Raw genomic sequence first — 23,740 nt, 5'->3', positions numbered from 1 at the left:
ATTGTTTCAAAGGCAGCTTAATATTCAAGTCGAAGTGGAGATGTTGCCCAAAGGTTAAAAGCTTCAATGGCCTCACTGCGCAACATTTGTACCACTGGTAAAGCCCGTTCTTCCATCGGTTTATCTATTTCTTCGTAAATGAATTTATCACTAAAACCAATATTTTCTGCATCTACTTTCGTATTCGCATAATAAATGGTACTAATTTTGGCCCAGTAAATAGCGGCTAAACACATTGGGCAGGGTTCGCAACTGGTATAGATTACACAGCCGGTTAAATCGAATGTATTCAGTTCGGTACAGGCCAGCCTGATTGCTGAAACTTCTGCGTGTGCAGTTGGATCGTTGGTGGAAGTAACTTTATTTGCCGAGCCGGCAACTAACTTGCCATCTTTAACCACAACGGCGCCAAATGGACCGCCAAGATTCTCATTTACATTTTTTACTGATAGCGCAATAGCCATCTGCATAAATTCTTCGTGTTGTTTTTCGTTCTCCATTCAAAAATTTAAGCAAAAAAAATGCCCCGATTAAATCGGAGCATTTAAATTTTCTGTTTTTACAAACTATTTTTTAGTGTATTCTGCGTTTAAGCCTTTAATTACTTCAGAAGTAATGTCTAAAGTTTCATCAGCAAAAAGAATTGCACTATTGCCTTTAGAGAAAGTCAGTACCATTTTATAGCCTTTTTCTTTCGAATATGTTTTTAAATAACCAGCCACTTTATCGTAAAGTTTCTCTGTTTCTACAGCCTGCTCATTTTGCAAAGCACCGCCAGCATTTTGTTGGTAAGCTTGTAATTCCTGACCTTTTCTGCCTAAGCGTTCTTCAGTAGTTTTGCGTTGATCTGCAGAAAGTGTACCAGCAGATTGTTGATATTGAGTTACTTCGCGTTGGTAAGCTTGTTGTTTCGATTGTAAATCTGCCTGAGCATTTTTAGTTTTAGTTTCGAATTTAGTTCTCAAATCTTTGTAATACTCGTATTTATTCAATAATGAATCTTGATTTACAAATACTATTTTTTCATTAACAGAAACTGCCGCGGTTGTGCTATCTGTCTTTTTAGTTTCAGTGGTTTTAGCGTCTTTGTTTTGGCATGCAGAAAATGCTGTGATTAAAGCAGCCGTAGCAAATAAACCAAAGGTTTTAAAGGTTTTTCTTTCCATTATTGTTTAATAAATTTTAACAAACTTATAGAAATTAGTTTTTAAATGCAATTAAGAGTTACGCTTAACGTAAGCCAAATTAGATTAATGGCTAAAGATGGTTTGGAAAGCAGGTTGAGTTTTTCATTTTTAGGTTTGTTCCCGCTAATCGCTTTACTCCGCTAATCAGCCGAAAAGGCTGCTGCTACGTGTTCGCTTTTATCGGGTTTAGGTGGCTTTTTACAGCAAAAATTGGCGGTTGCATGGCGGCTAAGCTGACCTAAGAATGACTTGTTTTGCCTATTAAACCCGATTGAAATGGAAAGCGCCCGTTCTTTCTACGGGCCTTGAAATGTAAAGCGGGACTAACACTGAATTGAAACACAGGTTTTGCTTTTCAAAACCTGATTTAAACCACCTGGAAGGCATTATCTTTCTAGTGGTTTGCAGGCTTAAAACTTATCCACATATTAGTATAAATGGCAAATTTTGCGTATTTTTGGTGCTTATAGTTTTTATTAAAATATGAGCGAAGAACAAGATTCAAAGTCAAATTATTCGGCAGATAATATACAGGTTTTAGAAGGTTTGGAAGCGGTGCGTAAGCGCCCTTCGATGTATATAGGTGATACTGGTGTAAAGGGTTTACACCATTTGGTTTACGAGGTTGTGGATAACTCTATTGATGAGGCTTTGGCCGGTCATGCAGATACAATCGACGTAAGGATTTTAGAAGGAAACTCGATCCGGGTTGAAGATAACGGTCGTGGTATTCCAACCGGAATTAATACAAAAGAAAATAAATCGGCGCTAGAAATCGTAATGACGGTTTTACACGCGGGTGGTAAATTTGATAAGGATACCTATAAAGTTTCTGGTGGTTTACATGGTGTGGGGGTAAGTTGTGTTAACGCATTATCTACTGATTTAAAGGCTGAAGTACACCGTGAAGGTAAAATCTGGATGCAGGAATACAAAATTGGTGTTCCACAGTACGATGTAAAAGAGGTTGGAGTAACTGATAAGCGTGGTACAATTGTAACTTTCAGTCCGGATGCTTCAATTTTCACACAAACAACTGAATATAAATACGATACGTTAGCTTCTCGTTTGCGCGAATTGGCTTTCTTGAATAAAGGAATTAAATTAACCTTAACAGATGAGCGTGAAACTTTAGAGGATGGAACATTCTTATCAGAAGTTTTCCAATCTGAAGGTGGTTTAAAAGAATTTGTTTCCTTTTTAGATGGAACCAGGGCATCTTTTTTACCAGAACCAATTTATATTGATGGGATTAAAAATGGTGTTCCGGTTGAGCTGGCTTTTCAATACAACGACAGTTATTCTGAAAATGTTCACTCTTATGTAAACAACATTAATACACATGAGGGTGGAACACATATTGCTGGTTTCCGTAGAGGTTTAACGCGTACTTTAAAAAGTTATGCAGATAAATCGGGTTTGTTAAAGAACCTTAAAATGGAAATTACCGGTGATGACTTTAGAGAGGGATTAACAGCTGTAGTTTCTGTAAAAGTACAAGAACCGCAATTTGAAGGGCAAACTAAAACTAAACTGGGTAACAGTGAGGTAATGGGTGCTGTAGATATTGCTGTTGGCGAGGCATTGGGTGCTTATTTGGAAGAAAATCCGAAGGAAGCGAAGATGATCGTTAACAAAGTAATTTTGGCGGCAACGGCCCGTGCTGCGGCACGTAAGGCCCGCGAAATGGTTCAGCGTAAAAGTGTAATGGGTGGTTCTGGTTTGCCAGGTAAACTTGCCGATTGCTCTGATAGTGATCCTGTAAAATGCGAAATCTACTTAGTAGAGGGTGACTCGGCGGGTGGTACCGCTAAACAAGGTCGCGATAGAAACATTCAGGCTATTTTACCTTTGAAGGGTAAGATTCTGAACGTGGAGAAAGCGATGGAGCACAAGATTTACGAGAACGACGAGATTAAAAACATGTTCACGGCAATTGGTGTAAGCATTGGTACGCCTGAGGATGATAAGGCTTTGAATATGACGAAACTTCGTTATCACAAAATCGTAATCATGACGGATGCGGATATTGATGGTTCGCACATTACTACCCTGATTTTAACTTTCTTCTACCGTTATATGAGGGCTTTAATCGAGGCTGGTTATGTTTATATTGCATCACCACCGCTTTATCAGGTTAAAAAAGGTAAGGATTTTGAATATTGCTGGAATGATGTACAACGTGATGCGGCTGTACAACGAATTAAAGGTAATGGTAAAGAAGATAGTGTACACATTCAACGTTATAAAGGTTTGGGTGAGATGAATGCAGAACAACTTTGGGATACTACTTTGAATCCGGCTACACGTACTTTGTTACAAGCTACTATTGAAAGTGCTGCAGAATGTGATCATACTTTTTCTATGTTGATGGGCGATGAGGTTGCACCACGTAGAGAATTTATTGAACGTAATGCGAAATATGCGAAGATTGATGCTTAGTTAAGCTGAGAGACTAAAGCTGAAAGGTCAAAGCTGTAAGCTTAAAGACTAAAGCAAATAAAAAACCCTCTTCGAGTTAAAAACTTGGGGAGGGTTTTTTAGTATTATAATTATATACCTATATGAACTATGTATGTAATTATTTATATATTTGATAATGGCAATAAATAATGAGTTATTTAAGGGTACTTTACAAACCATCATTTTAAACCTATTATCAGAAAATGAGCGAATGTATGGTTATGAAATCACTCAAAAGGTAAAGTATATTACGCAAGGAGAATTATTGTTAAAGGAGGGCGCTTTGTATCCAGCTTTGCATAAGTTGGAAGCGGATGGGCTATTGGAAACCTCAACAGAAATTGTAGATAACCGGGTTCGTAAATACTATTCTTTATCGAAGGATGGAGAAAAAAAGGTGGTTAGCAAACTTCAGGAAGCAAAAGAATTTATTTCGCAATTACAGTTATTGTTAAACTTAAAGCCGAACATTTAATATGCAGCTCACTAAACAACAGATTGAGAAATTGAGAATCCATTTAGAGGAAAGTGGATTTAAATATATTGATGTTCAGATGGAAATTTTGGATCATGTGGCAACCGCAGTGGAAGTGAGAATGACTGAAAATGTAGGTTTAACCTTTCAGGATGCCGTTAATCAAACGCATTCTTCTTTTGGACCAAAGGGCTTTAGACAGATAGAAGCCTCCATTATAAAGGGCATTACCAGAAAATATAGAAAGCTTTTTCTCAATCAACTTCTATCTTTTTTTAGCCTCAAATACATTTCATTAGTTTTATTCTCCTGTTTTTTGTTTTACAAGATTCAGCAATTTTTTGGTAATCAAGATAAATTTTTAACTTTCGTGATATTAGGTATGATGATGGTACTCGTAGCATCACTAACTTCAGGTTTAAATACTGTAAATTATAAGAGATACATGCTTTGTAAGATTTCAGGATCTTATATAAATTATACTGGTCTATTCCTGGTGCTAATTTTTCAATCTATAACTACGCCGTTAAAGGTCCATTTAGATGGTGTAAATGCATCTTTTCTATTTACCTCGTTTGCCATCACGCTGTATGGATTATATTATATTTCTGCAGTTAGGATAGCTAAACAGGGTATTTTTGAAAGTAAGCAACTGCTTGAGAAGTTTCAATTGATGAATCATAAAACAAAAAAAATTTAATTATTCTTGTTAGATATCAAACCGACAGCCAATCCGTTCCTTGGGTTGCTGTTAGAAAATCTGTTCGTGGTTCGAGGTTCAAATAAGGGTAAGTTACCTTCGATAAATATAAACCTGTTGGGTGAGCAGGTGCAATAACATTACCAATTTGCAAATCAATAAAATGACTTTCGAACGCATCTACGCTTAATTCGCCTTTGCCAACTTTTAAAAGTTGGCCCATAATTATTCGAATCATTTTCCCAAGAAAACGGTTACTGGCAATGTGAAACCTAAACCTATCTCCTTTAGCATTCACGAATAAACCGGCCTCCATTACATTACACTTTGTATGGTCGTATTTATTTGGATGGGTACAAAAAGCCCTGTAGTCATTATATTTTGTTAAAAGGCTAACCGCTGCCTTCATTTTATAGAGATCAAGATTTGCTTCCTGGTATAGCGAACTTTGTGTACTAAGAAACGGATCTTTATAGGTATGAAGAAAATAGTCGTATTTCCGCTGCACGGCATCAAAACGGGCATGAGGCTTGCCCTCCATCTTAATGATATCAAAAACAGCTATATTGTAAGGTAAGGCTTTATTGAGGCGAAAAACCAAATCAAACTCAAATGCCTCTTCTAGATCTGCATGAAAGAAAAACTGACTGGCATGCACATGCGCATCAGTTCGGCCGCAACCAATAATAGCGATTGCTGTCTTAAAAATTTTAGAAAGTGTTTGCTCGATAACTTCTTGTACGCTTTTTACGCCAGGCTGTCTTTGCCAACCACTAAAATACTGACCCTGATATGCAATGTGAAAGAAATACCTCATTTTTCGAACTGCAATTTTACGGAAAATAAGTTGAGTAGAACGGGCATTCGTAAGTATTAATGTTGCGAAAGCTTAACTTTTTTTAACACCCATATTATGGAAAGAAAAATATCTTTGAACTCACTATAAATTTAAAGCCAAAAATGTAAATACCTATACCTTATTTAAATAGATAACAACCATGATTAGTGGGAATAATTTAATATGGGATGAGCAGTTGCATTGTCAGATTTCGCTTCAATTGGCCGCAGAAGAACTTTTCGATTCTTTAGATGAACGTTTATATCCAAAAGTTTTTATGATTGGTATTCGTGTAATTGATGATGCAAGTAAGGCTTTTATTAATTTAGAATGTAAGGATTGCGATTACTTTGTGACTAATTTTTTAAGTCTGCAATCCATTCCGAAAATTATTCATCCTGTTCAGCATGATTTGGAAATTGATGTATCTTCCTATCTTACTCATGCATATTTTACTGAGATACAGCGGGTTTTAAGGCAGCATCCCAAAAGTAAATCTGTAGAAAGTTTCATTTCTAACCCTGCTTACATTAATGGCTATCTGGTTTTCGTCGTTACAGAATTAAGCAAAGCTGTATTGAATACCTATTATACCTTAACTAAAGATTTTTCAAATGCGGATAGGGATTTTAAAATAAGTCGCTCTTTTATAGAAAGTATAATAAAGATTTATTTAAATGCCAGTACAAATGCTTTAAAAGCTAAATCGCAATTGGAGTTTAAAATTTTATCTAAAAGCAGGGATGAATTGGTAAGTTCTGCGGCGCATGATTTTATGATTACCGTTTCGGGAGTTGGGCAGCACCCACATCACCTTCATGTTTTGTACGATGCTTGTAATACCATTTCATCTTTAAAATACGAGGGTGAAGAGGGATTGGGAAAAATGATTATCGCCAACAAAAATCATAAAAATGTAGCTTTAACCCTGGTGTTGGAAGATCCAATCCACATTAAGGACTTTAGAAAGGTAAGAAAGTTTTTAGAATTAGCCGATCATAAAAATCTGCTGATCTCTGATTCTGTTTTCATTTATGGCCTAGGTAAACTAACCGGGAAATATAACCATCATGAAGAATCTTTATTTGTCATTCATTTTACCAAACATTTTCATTGGGAGGTTTTGCATCATGATAAAATTATGCTTTCTGTTGCTTTCAGGATGCCAAGTTTGTACAGCGAACAGATAAATAAAGAAAAGTTTTATTCTACCCTGAACCGTGTTTTTAAAAATATCCACCGGGAAAAACTAAACAAACTATGGGAAATTGCTATTGAATCGACCAAACAGAAACATGGAACAATTCTGGTGATCACAGATGCAGCGGAAGAAGAGGCGCAACGTTTAAGTGAGCAATCTTTTAAGGTAAAGCCTGTTATTTTAACTAAAAATGCAGTACATCAGGTTACTTCTATAGATGGTGCCGTATTGTTGGATACGAATTGCTATTGCCATGGGATTGGTGTTATTTTGGATGGAATTGCCAGTTCTTACGGGGATTCATCAAGAGGTGCAAGGTTTAATTCGGCAGTACGTTATTATGAATTTATGGAAAAGAAAACCGGGATTGTTGTGGTAGTTATATCTGAGGATGGCATGATTAACCTTATTCCAGAACTGAAACCACAAGTAATGCATTCTCATATTGTGCAAAAAATTGAAGATTTAAAGGCTTTGGTACAGGCTAATTATAATGACCGAAGACGATTTAATCTGATCATGGAGTTTTTTAACCAAAATAATTTCTATTTCAGTGAAAAGGAATGTGATTTAATTAATCAATTAAAGGCCACTTTAGAACATAAATACAGATTTATTGATGGTATTAAAATGATTTATGATAATTTTAAACCCAATAAGAAAATGAATTCTTCTTATTACCTGAAAGAAGTTAATCACGAATAACCATGAATTGTCACTGTGGAAATGTTTTGCCTTATCAAAACTGCTGTATGCCTTATCATTTAAATGTAGAGGTAGCACCAACTGCCGAGGCCTTAATGCGCTCACGTTATTCGGCATTTGTTGTTGCCGATGCTGATTACCTGTATCAAACCACGCATATGAGCAAACGGAAAGGCAACTCGAAAGAGGCATATTTAAAAAGTGCGAAAGATACGAAGTGGCTTAAACTTGAAATTATTTCCTCAGATTTTGATATGGTAGAATTTAAAGCGTTTTATCTAAATAAAAAATTCCTGCCTGAAGTATTACATGAAAAATCTAATTTCAAATTGGAAGATGGGAAATGGTATTATGTTGATGGCGTGTTTTACTCATAACAGAAACTCGTGTAAATTATCAGGCGTAATCACTTTAGTTTCTACGTTTTTATAGGCATCTAAAAATGTTTTTGGAAATTTAGCCTTCGTTTTTTGATTCCATTTCACTTCATAAGCATTCATTACACCATTTCTTTCTTCGATGTAATCAATTTCTTGCTGCGCATGTGTTCGCCAAAAATATTGATTGTAATTAATTTGGTTGTAAGCAAGAAACTTTACCCTTTCACTAATTACAAAATTCTCCCAAAGCGCACCAATATCTTGTCTTAAAGTTGCCGGACTAAATTGATTGATCACCGCATTTCTGATGCCGTTATCATAGAAATAAATTTTCCTGCTTTTCTTTAATTCATTTCTCAAATTTCTGCTTAGTGAACCTAATCGAAAAACAATAAATGCCTTTTCCAGTAAATCAATATATTTTTCTGTGGTTTGATTATCTAGTCCTGTTAGTTGCCCCAATTCATGATAAGAAACTTCATTTCCAACCTGAAAAGCTAACGCCTGAATCAATTTCTCCATTTTATCAGGTTTCTGAATTTTTTCCCAGGTTAAAATATCTTTATATAAATAACTATCAGATAACTGTTTCAATCTAATTTCCTCTTCGCCTTGATTATTAACAATTTCAGGGTAATAGCCATAAACTAAACGATGATTTAAGAGCCTTTTTTCTTGAAGTAATCCGTGTTCATTAACCATTTCTCCAAAAGAGAAAGGAAATAAATTGTATTCCCATTTTCTGCCGGTTAGGGGTTCGTTGATATGGTTAGCCAATTCAAAAGCAGAAGAACCTGTAGCAATTACCTTAACATCTTTTAATTGGTCGATAATTACTTTGATGGATATACCAATATTATCAATTCGTTGTGCCTCATCAATTACCAATGTTTTTGTTTTTCCTAACAAAGAACGAAGGGCGGTAGAGGTTGTGTTGGTTAAAATAGCCCTGATGTCTGCATCATCTCCATTCCACCAGGTAACAGGACTCGAAAATGTTGACGAAAGTTGCTGGAGCAAAGTACTTTTGCCAACTTGCCTTGGACCTAAAAGGATTATTGCTTTTTCGTCTTTTAGATGTTTTTCGATAGAATTCGATATTTCCCTGGAAATCATAATCGCAAATTTAATATAAATTTTGCGAATGTAATCGCAAAATTTATATTAAATTTGCGATTATACTCTTTTTTAGAGTAAATTGTAAATTTTATATTTGATTAGCTTATTTGACTACTAAAAATTTACAAATCAATATCTAAAGTAATTTCAATTTTTCCGGCGTTGGTTTTGTAAACATCTAAAGCAACTAAATCAATAGCTGAGATATCTAATGATTCTGTTTCTGAAAATGTTAAAAACTGCTCTCTGATTTCAATCAATAATAACTTTCTAGAAAAGCCAATCGACGAGAATAAATTAAACGATGCAGGATTAGCTAAAGGATAATCAATGGAAACTGTGATTTCGTGTTCAGGAATGATAATTTCTTCCGCATCAATTAGATTCAGGATTTCTTCGTTTCCACGGCCGATATTGATCCAAGGAATGATGCCGTCATCTCCAGCAGTTCGGGTTGCCCTAACATTGAAAGTGATAATCTGAATCAGATTTTTGGGGCTTTGGTTTTCGTTGGATGCTGTAGTCATATTTATAATTTCTTCGCTTCGTTCCAATAAATGTCCATTTCGGCAAGTGTCATATCTGCCAGTGCTTTACCATTATCTTTGGCTTTGTTCTCCAGATACTGAAAACGTTTAATGAATTTTTTATTGGTTTTCTCTAATGCGTTCTCTGGATTAATATTAATGAAACGGGCATAATTAATCAAGGAGAAAAGAACGTCGCCAAACTCGGATTCTGCTTTTTCTACATCAATAGCTACGTTGTCTGCAACGTTAAATTCAGCCTTAAATTCTTGTAATTCTTCTTCTACTTTTTCCCAAACCTGATTTTTATCTTCCCAGTCAAACCCTACGCCACGGGCCTTTTCCTGTATTCTAGATGCTTTGACTAAAGCTGGCAGAGAAGTTGGAACGCCAGCTAAAACTGATTTATTTCCTTCTTTAAGTTTGATTTGCTCCCAGTTCCGCTTTACGTCTTCTTCATTTTCTACTTCCACATCACCATAGATATGCGGATGGCGGTTAACCAATTTATCGCAAACACCGTTTAAAACATCTACAATATTAAAATCATTGGTTTCCGATGCAATTCTCGAATAAAAAACTAAATGCATCATTACATCGCCCAACTCTTTTTTAATTTCTTCTAAATCACCTTCTAAAATGGCATCACTTAATTCATAAGTTTCTTCGATGGTTAAATGACGCAAGGTTTCCATGGTTTGTTTTTTATCCCATGGGCATTGTGTACGAAGGGTATCGAGTACAGTAAGAAGTCTGTTGAAAGCATCAGCAGGGTTATTCGCAGTAACGGGAATTGGGTTATTGGGCATGTTATGTGTTTTATCGAATGCTAAAATACCAAACCCAGGCGATTAAGAAAAATTGAAACGGAATTCTGAACCATAAATATTTAACTCCCGGCCCGGCCTTGAATAAATTTTCATAGTTAATCCGGTTTTTGGCTGCATAGATGTTGGCAGGTAGAATTGCCAGTAAGAATACAATTAATGCTATTCCGGTGTAATAACGCGTAACTTCAATTCCTAAGCCAATAGCGAAAAGAATTTCTAAAATGCCAGTGAAGATTACAATCTCTACTTTCTTTGGAATAAAAAGTGGAATCATGGCGGCCATAGAAGTCTTAAATTTAAAGTGACCAATGGCTGTAAATAAGAGCATCACTGCCATTGCCATATTTCCAGCGAAAATATTTCCTTTATCAAAATTAGTGTGGCTCCCAAATGCAAGTATAGCCACATAAACAATAAGTAAAACGAATAATGGTTTCATTAGGTTAATAAATTTCTTTATAATAAACGCTGTGGCGTTGAGAAATGCATATGTGTTCGATAATTAATCCTTTTCTTCTAGCTTTATTTTTTTGGTAATCTGGTAAACGCGCTTTTTCTTTGCTGGTTTATGCTCTTCGCCCATTAAAATTCCCCATGGTTTAAGGTTATCTATCCGATCGAAAATAATCTTCAGCATGGCCAGGTATGGAATACACAAAAACATGCCGGAAATTCCCCATACCATTTCGCCAACAATAATTCCAAGGAAGGCAAACAAAGCATTGATTTTTACTTTAGAGCCTACTACTAATGGCATTAAAATATTTCCATCAATGGCATGCACACCAATAAACGTAATCAAAACGAGCAGAACCTTTCCTGCGCCAGCAGTTGCAAAAGTGATTAAACAACTAATCAATAATGCGAAAAAGATTCCAAGATAAGGAACTACGTTGAAAATGCCTGCTACCAGGCCTAACAGCACTGCATACTTTACGCCTAAAATGCTCAAGATAGCGATCATTAAAACGGTAACAATCAGCATTTGCAAGAATAAACCAATGATGTACTTTTTAATGATGTATTGAATCTGGCTCACAATTTCGGTTACTTTTTCCTTATGTTCTTCTTTAAATACGGCAGTTAAGAAAGTAAATAATACCCTTCGATAGTTTAAAATAAAGAAAGTAAATAGTAAAGTAAAACCTAAAAAGAGTAGGGTAGAAGATAAAGTTGCCAGGGTTGTAGCCACAATGGTAGCACTTGTTGCCAGGGCTTTTTCTGTACTATCGTTTAGGTAAGTCAGCTGTTTTTCGGTATTTACGTGGAAGGTGACCGAAATCCAGTGTTGCAATTCATGGAAAGAGACATTGGCTTTCTGTTTCAGTAAAGGCCAGTCTGCCCACAAATCGCTCAATTGATTTCCGAAAAAATACATGATTCCGCCTATTACCGCAATCATTAGAATCACCGCAACAATCGTTGCCAGGCTTCTCTTTAATCTAAACTTTTGTTCTAAAAAGTTTCCTACTGGAAGTAATAGAATGGCCATCAGGAAAGAAAAAAGGAGTGGCGCCAGAAGTGATTGACCTAATATAGCGATGTAGGTTAAACTGATTAGGCAAAAAAGAATAAGAGCCAGTTTAGGCAGGAACGTTAATTTTTCTCTCATGATAATTTTAAATCCACATTAATACAAAATGCCCGATTAATGGTTTGATTAATCGGGCATTTAAATATAGTTGATTTTCTTATAAACTGTCTAATTTCATAAACGAAGATTAACTTACGAAGTTTTGGTGGCCTTTGTTGGGGGAAATACTTCGAAAGTTTGTGGTATTATCATCAAACTGACGAAATTCTTCAGCGCACAGGCTTTGGAAATTTCGTAAGTTGATAAATTATAATTTTTAGACAGCTTCTTAATAGATACTTGCTTTATCAAGAAGTGATATATCTTCTGGCGTTAATTTTAAATTGGCGGCCTCTGTAAATGATTTCAACTGACTCAGATTGGTTACACTTGCAATAGGTGCAGTGATAGACGGGTGATGAATTAACCAGGCTAAAGCAACTGATGCTTGTTCTACATTGTATTTATTTGCAACTTCATCTAAGGCATCGAGAATCTGATAGCCTCTGTCGTTTAAAAATTTCTTAACGCCACCGCCACGCTGACTTTTCTTTAAGTCGGCTTCGCTGCGGTATTTTCCAGTCAGGAAGCCACTGGCCAAAGAATAGTAAGTAACTACACCCAGGTCATTTTCCAGGCAGATTTTTTCATGTTCGCGCTCAAATTCTTCTCTATCAAATAAATTGTAGCCAGGCTGATAAACTTCGTAGCGGGGCAGGTGATGCTGTGCTGAAAATAGTAAAGATTCTTTAAGTCTGGCCGCTGAAAAATTTGAAGCACCAATCCAACGTACTTTTCCAGCCCTGATTAGGGTTTCATAAGCACTTAATGTTTCTTCTACCGGAGTTGTTTCATCGTCAAAGTGAGAAAAGTATAAATCGATATAATCCGTTTGCAAACGGGAAAGAGAATGTTCAACCTGGTTAATGATATAATCTTTTTTAAGCGACTTGCCGAAGCCCATATCAGAACCTACTTTGGTGGCAATAACCACATCGTGGCGTTTATTATGTTTTTTCAGCCAGTTACCGATAATGGTTTCTGATTCGCCGCCCTTATTGCCTTCTACCCAACGGGAGTACACATCTGCTGTATCAATAAAATTAAATCCACTATCTATAAACTGATCTAATATTTCAAATGATTTTTTTTCATCAATCGTCCAGCCGAAAACATTTCCTCCAAATACGATGGGTGCTATATTTAAATCTGTTTTACCTAATCTTCTTTTTTCCATGATCTACATTTTAATATAGCTTTAACAAATGAACGCAACGGTGGTTTTTACAGGCCGTCGCATTTCTGTCAGATTTAATGAGATGTTGGTTACATTTTTGTTGCCCTAAGCATTTCCCGCTTGCCTGGTGCGCCTGGAAGTTTTTCGATGGTAAAACCGCAGGCTTTCACCGCTCGTTTTAGGTTTCCGGTAATCGCATAGGTGACGAAGGTTCCTCCAGATTTAAGAAAACTGCAGGCATGGGCAATGATTTCATTGCTCCACATTTCTGGCTGGTGCTGAACGGAAAAAGCATCGTAATAGATTACATCAAATTTCTTTTCGGTATTAAAATCTGCAAGCGTTGTATGTGGAATTTCGAGTTTGCAGTGTGATGATAGCGTTTGTTCTCCTTTTAAAGCCTCATTGTAATTGGAGATAAAATCATCCCAGGTTTGTGGAGAAACATAAGCTGAATAACCGGTTTGGTTAATCACCTCTGTAGTTAATGGAAAAGCTTCAATACTGGTGTAATCCAGACGAATATTGTTTTGAACGCCATACTCGAAGCTCAGTATAAAGTTTAATCCGGTTCCAAAACCGACTTCCAGAATGGAAATTTCTGATTTTTCAGCTGTGGCATATTTTAATCCTGCATCGATAAAGACATGTTTGCTTTCTTGCAAAGCGCCATGTTTGCTATGATAATGTTCGCCAATGGTTTCGTTATAAAGTGTATTGGAGCCGTCGGCAGTTGGTGTGATAATATTCATAGCCAGGATTTACAAGATTTAAGGATTTTAAGATCAGTGGGTAAAGATAAATAAGATTGGACAGGATTTATAGGATTGTAAGATCAGGGAGCAAAGAGTTTTCAGGGTTTAAAGAATAAGTGTGAAAAAAATCAGGATTAAAGGGCAGGTAATAAAGGGAGATTTTGATGGCCTTGGGATTTTAAGATTAAAGTATAATTTTATTACTTTCGTTTGGAAAAAGATTCAAATAAGATCAAACCTGATTTAAGTGGATTTTTGTTTACACTAAAGACTAAAGACTAAAGACTAAAGACAAATGGATATAGAATCTTTCAGAGAATATTGTTTAAGTCTCCCTGGAACTACTGAAGGTATGAAATGGGATCATTTGTGTTTCATGATTGAAGAAAAGATATATATTATTATCGCTATCGATGAGGGGACTCGATTTTCGATAAAGTGTAATCCTGATGATTTTGATTCCTTAACCGCAAGAGATGGAATTGCACAGGCCTATCATTTGGCAAAACGCCAATGGATTCAGGTAGAAAATCTTGATGTATTAAATGATCAGGAGTTAAAGAGCAGGGTTGCTGATTCGCGTGCGATGGTTTTGGCTAAACTTCCAAAAAAGACACAGGCAAAATATATTTAAGTTATACCAGTTTTTTAAGCGCCATGATATAACCAATATGCATGCCTTCATGAAAAGGAATAAAATTTATGGCATCATCAATGGTTTTTAATTTCATTCCATAGCGTTTATCCCATTGATCAAATTCTAAAAACAGCTGGTTAGCATAATCCATTTTAAACTGATCTATGCTGGATATAAGGGTTGAGTAAATGCCTTTAATTTCTAGCTCATTAATCGATGCATCAGGTTTTGTTCCACTTAAAAAAGGGAAGAGGTGTTTATCTGCTACAGTAGGTAATAATCCAGATCTGGTATAACAAAGGTTTTGCTGAGCTGCGGTAAGATGCGCAATATTCCAGATGATGTTATTGTTAAAACCATCAGGGATTTTATTGAGCTGTTCAATACTTAAATCCTTTACTAAATCTAAAATAAAAATTCTCGTGCTTTTTATTTGATCTATCTGTTCGAGCCCACTTAACATTTTATTAAATAGGGTTATTGTTTAGCGTCGTCTTTTTTAATTCCTTTATCGGCGTTTAATTCTTTTGACTTCATGATGTTGAAATTATACATTTCTTCTATGCCCACTAGTCTCCTGGAACATTTTTCTATGTCTGTATCTTTTTCCCACAAATAAGGCCTGAAGCTGTAAGTTTTTGTTCCATCTAAATTGGCGATGAACTGATCCCAGCTACTCCAACGCAAGCCTTTATAGAATTTAGAAAGATCGCTATCAAAACAAAAAATTAGAAATTCGCCATAACCAGCTCCAAGTGGTTGCCAGGTAAGGGTGTTTGGCTCTAAGTAATAAACATTTTTAATATCCGGACCTAAACCTCCGTAATTAATAGCGAAGAAACCCCCAATGGCATCATCGGCAATTAAAAGGTACGGAATGTTATCACCATATTCTTTAATGGTTTTGCCTTTGTTCCAATCTGCAATGTTGCGGGTCATTCTTTCACTTCCAGAACCTAAAATTCTGATCCAGCCATTATCTACCATGATGCCGCCAGTATTATAAATCACCGAACCAAGCGTAGCATAGGTGGTCATTTGTGCATTATAGAGCACTTCTTTGGCTTTGGCCGAATCAACTGGTAAAACTTCGACCTTGTTTTTTGCTGAATCGATCCACTTTTTAACCAGTGGCCAGGCAGGATCGGTTTTATTAATGAGTTTGTCTAAACTGATTAATTTATTCTGGGCTGAAACACTAAATGAAAACAGGATTAAAGCAATTAAAGAAGCTATTTTGAGTGTACCTTTCATGGGTGATGATGGATGCAATTATTTTATCAAAGATATAATGATTATAAGGGATTTTTGTTTGAAAAGAAACAAATCTATACGAATATTTAAAACAGCATTATAAAACGAAACGCTCCCAGAATAGTGGGAGCGTTCGCTGTAATGTCTTGAATGCTATTTAGCAGCGGTTTTTTAGAAGGAATGAGCGATAGCCCTATACCTTCCACCTTTCAACCCTCCACCTTAATTTACCACATTCTAATTCTATCTTCTGGTTTTTTATATAATTTATCTCCAGGTTTAACATCGAAAGCTGTATACCAGGCATCCATATTAACTGGTGCACCAATTGTACGGTACGGACCAGGTGAGTGTGGGTCTGTTTTAATCAACTGCGCTGCGCTTTCTGGTAAAATGTTACCTCTCCAAACCTGCGCCCAAGCTAAGAAGAAACGTTGATCGGGTGTAAAACCATCAATTTTCTCATTACCTTGACCTTGTTTTGTCATTTTGAAAGCTGTGTAAGCCGCGTTTAAACCACCTAAATCGCCAATGTTTTCACCCATTGTTAATTTACCAATTACATGAACGGTATCTAAAACTGTGTAAGCATCAAATTGCTCTCCCAAAGCTTTTGTTTTGGCATCAAATTTAGCTTTATCTTCTGCAGTCCACCAGTTTTTTAAGTTACCCTTTGCATCATACTGACTTCCGCTATCATCAAAACCGTGGCTCATTTCATGGCCAATTACCGCACCAATTCCACCGTAGTTTAAAGCATCATCAGCATTTGGATCAAAGAAAGGGAACTGTAAAATTCCGGCAGGGAAAGTAATAGAATTCATGGTTGGACTATAGGAAGCATTTACCGTTGGCGGTGTCATACCAAACTTGGTGCGATCCACTGGTTTACCCAATCTATTTACATTTTCATTATAGCCCCAAACACTTGCATTACGTAAATTTTGAAAGTAGGTAGCTCTATTGATATTTAATCCGGTATAAGTTTCCCATTTAGTGGTATAACCAACTTTTGGTTCAAATGCAGCAAGTTTTTCAAGTGCTTTTGTCTTGGTTTCAGCGCTCATCCATTCTAAACCTTTAATTCTGATTTCAAATGCTTTACGCAAGTTCACAATCATAGCATCCATACGAGCTTTTGCTTCGGGTTTGAAATATTTAGCTACATATAACTGGCCTAATAATTCGCCGATGGTGCCATCAGTTAATGATGACATGCGTTGCCAACGTGGCGTTTGAACTTTTTGTCCGGTTTGTGCTTGTGTAAAGGCAAAACTAGCTTTAACAAACGGCGAACTTAAACTGCCAGCAGAACCTTTTAAAACATTCCATTCCAGATAAGTTTTCCAATCTGCCAAAGAAACAGATTTTAACATCCCATCTAAGCTTGTCATAAATTTAGGTGAAGAAACTAATAAGGTATCTTGTCCTTTAATTTTGAACTTTGTTAAATAAGTTGCCCAGTTAATGCCTGGTGTTTTGCTATTCAGTTCAGCAACAGTTAATTTATTGTAAGTTGCATAAGGATCACGCATTTCCAAACGGCTCATTTGCGCTTCTGCAAATTGTTTCTCTATTTTGAAAACCGTTGCAGCTTTCTGTTTTGCAGTTTCAGCATTGCTTCCTGTTAAGGTAAACAGGGTAGTCATATAGGTGTTGTATGCTTCGCGAATTTTAACGCTGCGGGCGTCATCTTTTAAATAATAATCGCGATCAGGTAAGGTGGTGCCACCCTGACCAATATTAACCATGTATTTATTCACATTTTTACGATCCTGACCTACGCCGATGCCAAACATTGGGCTTGCAATTCCGCTAACGCGCATGTATGCAACATTGTCCAAAACGCCCTGCAAATCTTTAATCTGATTAATTTTTTCTAAATCTGCTTTGATTGGCGTGTATCCTAATTTTTCGATAGCCACAGTATCCATTGCTGCAGCGAAAAAGTCGCCAACACGTCGTTTTACAGAACCTGCAGGCGCAGATTTATCAGCTGCTGCATCTTCTACTAATGTTTTTACGGCATTGATGTTGAAATCGCGAAGTTCATTAAAAGAACCCCAACGTGTTTCTTTAGCTGGGACAGGATTGTTTTTAACCCAGGTGCCACTGGCATAGGTATAAAAATCATCACCCGGCTTAACAGATAAATCCATGTTTGCTGGGTCAATGTATTTTCTTGTAGTTTGTGCATCGGCAGAAAAGCCAGCAGCAACTATAGCAAGTGCTGCAAAATATCTTTTGGAACTTTTGTATTTCATTCGTTTTAATAAGTTAGTTATTAATGCGAAATTTATGAAATACTAATTAATACTGAAGCAATATATTAAGAATATTACTTGTTAAACCAGTAGTAGATTTTTGCCAAACCTAAACGTCTGATAATTTCCGATGCTGAAAATGAGATTTTAATGGATTTCATGATTTTCAATCTTTAATACACTATTAACATTTTTTAACATTATTTATTGTGTGATTGTCAAAAATATCGCTATCAAGAATGATTCAGAATAAAGCGTTTTTTTTATCTAAATTTGTTGTGTTAGGTGCGATACATCAAACCGATCAACGCTCATGAACTTCCTGATTTAGTAGATGAAACCGGAAGCCTATCAAAAAAATGAATGTTAGCGAAAGAAAATAATGAGCCATACCCATAATCAAGAAGATAGCTGCTGCAATAGTAAAGCCCATTCAACACCCCCTCATAACCACAGCCACTCACATGAAGATGGCGATGAACACGATCACGATCATGGTGGCGATCCGTCGTCATTTAAAACTTATTTGCCGGCAATTTTTACTTTGGGTATGTTGCTTATTGGTATTGCATTTGATCATATTTTTAAAGTAGAAGTTTTCAAAATTATTCGGCCTTACTGGTATATTGTTGCCTATCTACCAGTTGGTATTCCGGTATTGAAAGAAGTTTGGGAAACTTTTAAAGCTGGAGATTTTTTTACTGAATTTTCTTTAATGTCAATTGCTACGATAGGTGCCTTTGCTATTGGCGAATACCCGGAAGGCGTTACCGTAATGCTTTTTTATACCATTGGAGAATTATTCCAAATGGCTGCAGTTAACCGGGCAAAAAGAAATATTTCTGCTTTATTGGATGTTCGGGCAGATGTGGCCAGCGTTTTACGCAATGGCAAATATGAAAGCATTAGTCCGGAACAAGTGGCGATTGGCGAAACCATACAAATCAAAGCAGGAGAGAAGATTCCGCTGGATGGAGAAATGCTATCAGAAAAAAGCAGTTTTAATACGGCTGCATTAACTGGTGAAAGCAATCCAAGAACCATTAGCAAGGGTGAAAGTGTATTGGCCGGAATGCTGAATGTGGATCTGGTGATTGAAATGAAGGTAACAAAAGTCTTTGCTGATAGTGCGCTTTCGCGGATTCTGGAGATGGTACAGAATGCCACCACCAGAAAAGCAAAAACGGAATTGTTTATCCGCAAGTTTGCAAAAGTTTATACGCCAATTGTTTTCTTCCTGGCGCTGGCACTGGTGACTATTCCAATTTTAATTCTGGGAAGTGAATACCAGTTTCAGACCTGGTTATACCGTGCATTGGTTTTTCTGGTTATTTCCTGCCCGTGTGCATTGGTTATCTCTATTCCACTTGGTTATTTTGGTGGTATTGGTGCCGCATCTGCTCACGGTATACTTTTTAAAGGATCGAACTTTTTAGATCTCATTACGAAGTTAAATACCGTGGTAATGGATAAAACCGGGACGCTAACAAAAGGTGTTTTTATGGTTCAGAAAGTAAAAAGTAATATTGATGAGGTTGAGTTTCTAAGTCTTTTAATTGCTCTGGAGGCAAAATCTACACATCCTATTGCCAAAGCGATAGTGAAGTATGCCGGTAAGGATGTTATTCATGCTGCAGAAAATGTAGAGGAAATTTCGGGCATGGGCCTAAAAGGGAATGTGGATGGAAAGCAACTGTTGGCCGGAAATGCCCGGTTACTAACCCGGTTTAATATTAATTTCGATGTGAGGATTAATGACACAGATGATACGGTCGTGTTCATGGCAGTGGATGGAAAATATGTTGGCTATGTTTTAATTGCCGATGAAATAAAAGAAGATGCTGCAGATGCCGTTAAGCAACTCTATGAAAACGGGATCAAACAAGTGGTGATGTTAAGTGGTGATAAAACCAGCATTGTTAAAAATGTGGCTAACACGTTGGGTATTCATTCCTTCTTTGGTGATTTACTTCCTGAAGATAAAGTTGCCCGGTTAGAGGAGATTAAAAGTGATAAATCTAATGTTGTGGCTTTTGTAGGTGATGGAATTAATGATACACCGGTTTTAGCCATCAGCGATATTGGAATTGCAATGGGCGCAATGGGTAGTGATGCGGCTATTGAAACTGCCGATGTAGTGATTCAAACCGATCAGCCATCAAAAATAGTAACTGCCATTAAAATTGGCAAGGCAACCAGAAAGGTAGTTATACAAAATATTACATTGGCTTTTACAGTTAAGGCATTGGTATTAATTTTAGGTGCTGGCGGAATTGCAACCATGTGGGAAGCTGTTTTTGCTGACGTTGGAGTAGCTTTACTAGCAATTTTAAATGCAGTTAGAATTCAGAAAATGAAGTTTTAATTTACTATAAAAATTAGTATATTTGGTTATGAATAAGCCCGTTCCATATCCGGATTTACATGATGAACCTGTAAGGGAATTTAATGATATTGATGTATCATTAAATTATAGCTATGCAAATTACTTAAATTGGCTTTTCCAGGATCGGGTTGAGCTGATTAAGGGCAAAATCTTTAAAATGAGTCCGGCGCCTTCCAGGGTGCATCAGGAAATTTCAATTAATTTATTAAAATCTTTCATAAATTTTTTGGATGGTAAACCTTGCAAAGTTTATTCTGCACCTTTTGACGTTCGTTTTCCAAAAGAAAGTAAGGCAGACCAAGATGTTTACACTGTTTTGCAACCCGATATTTGTGTCATCTGCGATAAAAGTAAATTAGATGATCGCGGCTGTATTGGCGCACCTGATTTGGTTGTAGAGATTTTATCTCCTGGAAATACCAAAGTGGAGCTATTAAATAAATACCAGGTTTATCAAGAATTTGGCGTAAAAGAATATTGGGTGGTGAGCCAAAGCGATCAGAGCATTTTGATTTACACTTTAAATGAATATGGTAAATTTCAACCATCAAAAATATTTACCTTAAGTGAGAAAATTACTTCTTCTGTTTTACCGGCCTTTGAATTGGCGCTGGATGATGTATTTGGTAATTTAGATTAGATAGCTGATTGTAAGACTAAAAATCTGGCAAGAAAATTTATTAGTAATGCCTTATCCTTATTCTTTATACTATAGATTTTAGTATATTTGGTTATGAATGAGCCAATTCCATATCCAGATTTACATGATGAGCCCATTAGAGAATTCAATGATATTGATGCATCATTAACTTATAGTTATGCAGATTATCTGAACTGGCTTTTTCAGGATCGGGTTGAGTTGATTAAAGGTAAAATCTTTAAAATGAGTCCGGCGCCTTCTAGAGTGCATCAAGAAATTTCAAGGAACATTTTTTTAAAAATTGGTGTTTTTTTACAAGATCAGCTTTGTAAAGTTTATTCTGCACCTTTTGACGTCCGTTTCCCAAGAGAAAGTAATGCAGACCAGGATGTGTATACTGTATTGCAACCTGATATTTGTGTCATCTGCGATAAAAGTAAATTAGATGATCATGGATGTATTGGTGCACCTGATTTGGTTGTAGAGATTTTATCGCCTGGAAATACCAAAGTGGAGCTCTTGCATAAATACCAGGTTTACCAAGAATTTGGTGTTAAAGAATATTGGGTGGTGAGCCAAAGTGATCAGAGTATTTTGATTTACACGTTAAATGAACATGGTAAATTTCAACCATCAAAAATATTTACCTTAAGTGAGAAAATTACTTCTACTGTACTACTAGGGTTTGAATTGGCGCTGGATGATGTATTTGGTAATTTAGATTAGATAGCTGAATGTAAGACTAAAAATCTGGCAATAAAATTTCTTAGTACTGGTTTCATCTTATTTTTTATACTATAAATTTTAGTATATTTGGTTGTGAATAAGCCAATTCCATATCCAGATTTATCTAACGAACCTGTTCGGGAATTCAATGATATTGACGCATCATTAACTTACAGCTATGCTAATTATCTGAACTGGCTTTTTCAGGATCGGGTTGAACTGATTAAAGGTAAAGTTTTCAAAATGAGTCCTGCTCCCTCGAGTATTCATCAGGAAATTGTTGGGAATATATTTAGAAAGATTGGCAATTTTTTGGAAAAGAAACCCTGTAAGGTTTTTGTCGCACCTTTTGATGTTCGTTTTTATAAAGAGGATAAACAAGATTTAGCAATTCAAACCGTACTGCAGCCTGATATCTGTGTAATCTGCGATAAAAATAAAATTGATTATAAAGGTTGCATCGGTGCGCCTGATTTGGTTGTAGAAATCTTATCACCAGGAAATACTAAAGTAGAGCTCTTGCATAAATACCATGTTTACCAAGAATTTGGCGTCAAGGAATATTGGGTGGTGAGCCAAAGTGATCAAAATATTCTGATTTACACTTTAAATGAACATGGTAAATTTCAACCCTCCAAAATATTTACATTAAGTGAGAAAATTACTTCTTCTGTATTACCAGGTTTTGAATTGGCGCTGGATGATGTATTTGGTGATTTGGATTAGATAACTAATTAAGATTCAAATTTCCATAAGAGATTTGTTAGCAACGCTTTATTCTTTTTTATTATACTATAGATTTTAGTATATTTGATTATGAATAAACCAGTTCCATATCCAGATTTACACGACGAACCTGTATGGGAATTCAACGATATTGATGCATCATTAACTTATAGTTATGCAGATTATCTGAACTGGCTTTTTCAGGATCGGGTTGAGCTGATTAAAGGCAAAATTTTTAAGATGAGTCCGGCGCCTTCCAGGGTGCATCAAGAAATTTCCAGAGAGATATTTCATCCGCTTGTCAGTTACCTCAAAAATCAAAATTGCAAGGCCTATTCTGCACCTTTTGACGTCCGTTTCCCAAAAGAAAGTAATGCAGACCAGGATGTGTATACTGTGTTGCAACCCGATATTTGTGTCATCTGCGATAAAAGTAAATTAGATGACCGTGGCTGTATTGGCGCGCCTGATTTGATTGTAGAGATTTTATCGCCTGGAAATACCAAAGTGGAGCTCTTGCATAAATACCAGGTTTACCAAGAATTTGGTGTTAAAGAATATTGGGTGGTGAGCCAAAGTGATCAGAGTATTCTGATTTACACGTTAAATGAACATGGTAAATTTCAACCATCAAAAATATTTACCTTAAGTGAGAAAATTACTTCTACTGTACTACTAGGGTTTGAATTGGCGCTGGATGATGTCTTTGGTGATTTGGATTAGAAAAGCTTAAAGAAGAAAGCTTATTTATAATTCTTTTTAAACTCCTTAACAGCATCTTTAAGTGTCTTTCCTTCATTTTCTTTAAGCCAAGCCATAAAAGTTCTGTTGTTTTTCCAGTTATTGCCAAAATGAGAATAGAAATAATGCCTTACATTTTGCGTATTTTTATAATTTTTGGTAATTATAGTTTCATCATTTAGAGGCTCAGAATGCCAATCAAAATTGCTCATGTACTAATTTGGGGAATTTAATTGATTTTTAGTACAAACCGGTGTTTATAAACCGTAGTAAAATGAAAGTACTTTCGGTACAGGTTCAACAAACTCATGCTAAGGTTCACAAAAAAAAGTAACGAAAACCATGACTAATGTTAAAATGAATGCTGGCTCTGCTT

At 36.1% G+C, this 23,740-nt stretch carries 25 protein-coding genes; 11 read left to right on the top strand and 14 right to left on the bottom strand.

Features of this window, described 5'->3' with window-relative positions; genetic code table 11:
- Positions 1-17: 17 nt before the first annotated feature.
- A complete protein-coding gene (locus ACN1CD_RS13550; RefSeq protein ID WP_419130933.1) occupies positions 18-500 on the bottom strand; it encodes a nucleoside deaminase in 483 nt (160 codons plus the stop codon).
- Positions 501-566: 66 nt separating this feature from the next.
- Entirely contained in the window at positions 567-1,166 is a 600-nt protein-coding gene (locus ACN1CD_RS13545; protein WP_419130932.1) for an OmpH family outer membrane protein, read from the bottom strand.
- A 504-nt stretch (positions 1,167-1,670) separates the two neighbouring features.
- Between ACN1CD_RS13545 and gyrB the strand changes: the two genes are divergently transcribed.
- The 3 genes from gyrB (at position 1,671) to ACN1CD_RS13530 (ending at position 4,825) form a co-directional block, all read left to right on the top strand.
- Positions 1,671-3,629, top strand: a complete 1,959-nt coding sequence (gene gyrB, locus ACN1CD_RS13540) for a DNA topoisomerase (ATP-hydrolyzing) subunit B (RefSeq protein WP_419130931.1) — start codon at positions 1,671-1,673, stop codon at positions 3,627-3,629.
- Between the two features lie 157 nt (positions 3,630-3,786).
- Positions 3,787-4,125, top strand: coding sequence for a PadR family transcriptional regulator (locus ACN1CD_RS13535; RefSeq protein WP_419130930.1), 339 nt, complete (start codon positions 3,787-3,789; stop codon positions 4,123-4,125).
- Between the two features lies 1 nt (position 4,126).
- Complete coding sequence (locus ACN1CD_RS13530; protein ID WP_419130929.1) at positions 4,127-4,825, top strand: hypothetical protein; 699 nt, start codon at positions 4,127-4,129, stop codon at positions 4,823-4,825.
- Between the two features lie 16 nt (positions 4,826-4,841).
- On the opposite strand, the gene ACN1CD_RS13525 is transcribed toward ACN1CD_RS13530, so the two are convergent.
- Entirely contained in the window at positions 4,842-5,642 is an 801-nt protein-coding gene (locus tag ACN1CD_RS13525) for a tRNA pseudouridine synthase A (RefSeq protein WP_419130928.1), read from the bottom strand.
- 181 nt (positions 5,643-5,823) lie between these two features.
- Here ACN1CD_RS13525 and ACN1CD_RS13520 point away from each other — a divergent pair, with 181 nt between their 5' ends.
- Positions 5,824-7,569, top strand: a complete 1,746-nt coding sequence (locus ACN1CD_RS13520) for a DNA integrity scanning protein DisA nucleotide-binding domain protein (RefSeq protein WP_419130927.1) — start codon at positions 5,824-5,826, stop codon at positions 7,567-7,569.
- A 2-nt stretch (positions 7,570-7,571) separates the two neighbouring features.
- A complete protein-coding gene (locus ACN1CD_RS13515) occupies positions 7,572-7,946 on the top strand; it encodes a YchJ family protein (protein WP_419130926.1) in 375 nt (124 codons plus the stop codon).
- Here the strand turns inward: ACN1CD_RS13515 and ACN1CD_RS13510 are convergent.
- The 7 genes from ACN1CD_RS13510 to mnmD all read right to left on the bottom strand — a co-directional run bounded on the left by ACN1CD_RS13510 (position 7,941) and on the right by mnmD (position 13,987).
- Positions 7,941-9,065, bottom strand: coding sequence for an ATP-binding protein (locus ACN1CD_RS13510; protein WP_419130925.1), 1,125 nt, complete (start codon positions 9,063-9,065; stop codon positions 7,941-7,943). The genes ACN1CD_RS13515 and ACN1CD_RS13510 overlap by 6 nt on opposite strands.
- 125 nt (positions 9,066-9,190) lie before the next feature.
- Positions 9,191-9,595: a hypothetical protein gene (locus ACN1CD_RS13505; protein WP_419130924.1), complete on the bottom strand. Its 405-nt coding sequence runs from the start codon at positions 9,593-9,595 to the stop codon at positions 9,191-9,193.
- A gap of 2 nt (positions 9,596-9,597) precedes the next feature.
- Positions 9,598-10,404 carry a nucleoside triphosphate pyrophosphohydrolase gene (mazG, locus tag ACN1CD_RS13500; RefSeq protein ID WP_419130923.1) on the bottom strand — a complete coding sequence of 269 codons (807 nt, stop codon included), beginning with the start codon at positions 10,402-10,404 and terminating at the stop codon, positions 9,598-9,600.
- A 10-nt stretch (positions 10,405-10,414) separates the two neighbouring features.
- Positions 10,415-10,864, bottom strand: coding sequence for a hypothetical protein (locus ACN1CD_RS13495; RefSeq protein WP_419130922.1), 450 nt, complete (start codon positions 10,862-10,864; stop codon positions 10,415-10,417).
- 63 nt (positions 10,865-10,927) lie between these two features.
- Positions 10,928-12,037 (bottom strand): AI-2E family transporter, encoded by a 1,110-nt coding sequence (locus tag ACN1CD_RS13490; RefSeq protein ID WP_419130921.1) that lies wholly within the window; start codon positions 12,035-12,037, stop codon positions 10,928-10,930.
- Between the two features lie 250 nt (positions 12,038-12,287).
- Positions 12,288-13,235, bottom strand: coding sequence for an aldo/keto reductase (locus ACN1CD_RS13485; protein ID WP_419130920.1), 948 nt, complete (start codon positions 13,233-13,235; stop codon positions 12,288-12,290).
- Between the two features lie 89 nt (positions 13,236-13,324).
- Positions 13,325-13,987 (bottom strand): tRNA (5-methylaminomethyl-2-thiouridine)(34)-methyltransferase MnmD, encoded by a 663-nt coding sequence (gene mnmD, locus ACN1CD_RS13480; RefSeq protein WP_419130919.1) that lies wholly within the window; start codon positions 13,985-13,987, stop codon positions 13,325-13,327.
- A 298-nt stretch (positions 13,988-14,285) separates the two neighbouring features.
- On the opposite strand from mnmD, the gene ACN1CD_RS13475 reads away from it, so the two are divergent.
- Positions 14,286-14,624, top strand: a complete 339-nt coding sequence (locus ACN1CD_RS13475) for an MmcQ/YjbR family DNA-binding protein (protein WP_419130918.1) — start codon at positions 14,286-14,288, stop codon at positions 14,622-14,624.
- A 1-nt stretch (position 14,625) separates the two neighbouring features.
- Here ACN1CD_RS13475 and ACN1CD_RS13470 read toward each other — a convergent pair whose 3' ends face one another.
- The 3 genes from ACN1CD_RS13470 to ACN1CD_RS13460 form a co-directional block, all read right to left on the bottom strand.
- Positions 14,626-15,090, bottom strand: coding sequence for a DinB family protein (locus ACN1CD_RS13470; protein WP_419130917.1), 465 nt, complete (start codon positions 15,088-15,090; stop codon positions 14,626-14,628).
- Positions 15,091-15,104: 14 nt separating this feature from the next.
- Positions 15,105-15,881: a DUF2625 domain-containing protein gene (locus tag ACN1CD_RS13465; RefSeq protein WP_419130916.1), complete on the bottom strand. Its 777-nt coding sequence runs from the start codon at positions 15,879-15,881 to the stop codon at positions 15,105-15,107.
- Between the two features lie 227 nt (positions 15,882-16,108).
- Positions 16,109-18,145, bottom strand: a complete 2,037-nt coding sequence (locus ACN1CD_RS13460) for a M13 family metallopeptidase (RefSeq protein ID WP_419130915.1) — start codon at positions 18,143-18,145, stop codon at positions 16,109-16,111.
- A gap of 382 nt (positions 18,146-18,527) precedes the next feature.
- On the opposite strand from ACN1CD_RS13460, the gene ACN1CD_RS13455 reads away from it, so the two are divergent.
- The 5 genes from ACN1CD_RS13455 to ACN1CD_RS13435 all read left to right on the top strand — a co-directional run bounded on the left by ACN1CD_RS13455 (position 18,528) and on the right by ACN1CD_RS13435 (position 23,346).
- Positions 18,528-20,510 carry a heavy metal translocating P-type ATPase gene (locus tag ACN1CD_RS13455; protein ID WP_419130914.1) on the top strand — a complete coding sequence of 661 codons (1,983 nt, stop codon included), beginning with the start codon at positions 18,528-18,530 and terminating at the stop codon, positions 20,508-20,510.
- Positions 20,511-20,538: 28 nt separating this feature from the next.
- Complete coding sequence (locus tag ACN1CD_RS13450; protein WP_419130913.1) at positions 20,539-21,171, top strand: Uma2 family endonuclease; 633 nt, start codon at positions 20,539-20,541, stop codon at positions 21,169-21,171.
- Positions 21,172-21,264: 93 nt separating this feature from the next.
- On the top strand, positions 21,265-21,897 hold the full coding sequence (locus tag ACN1CD_RS13445) for a Uma2 family endonuclease (RefSeq protein WP_419130912.1): 633 nt from the start codon (positions 21,265-21,267) through the stop codon (positions 21,895-21,897).
- A gap of 93 nt (positions 21,898-21,990) precedes the next feature.
- Positions 21,991-22,623, top strand: a complete 633-nt coding sequence (locus tag ACN1CD_RS13440) for a Uma2 family endonuclease (protein WP_419130911.1) — start codon at positions 21,991-21,993, stop codon at positions 22,621-22,623.
- Positions 22,624-22,713: 90 nt separating this feature from the next.
- Positions 22,714-23,346, top strand: coding sequence for a Uma2 family endonuclease (locus ACN1CD_RS13435; protein WP_419130910.1), 633 nt, complete (start codon positions 22,714-22,716; stop codon positions 23,344-23,346).
- Between the two features lie 20 nt (positions 23,347-23,366).
- On the opposite strand, the gene ACN1CD_RS13430 is transcribed toward ACN1CD_RS13435, so the two are convergent.
- On the bottom strand, positions 23,367-23,576 hold the full coding sequence (locus ACN1CD_RS13430) for a DUF6434 domain-containing protein (RefSeq protein ID WP_419130909.1): 210 nt from the start codon (positions 23,574-23,576) through the stop codon (positions 23,367-23,369).
- Positions 23,577-23,740: the final 164 nt, after the last annotated feature.

This window comes from Pedobacter sp. N23S346, assembly GCF_048515415.1.
Taxonomy (GTDB): Bacteria; Bacteroidota; Bacteroidia; order Sphingobacteriales; family Sphingobacteriaceae; genus Pedobacter.
This window is presented reverse-complemented; position numbering and strand designations above follow the sequence as displayed.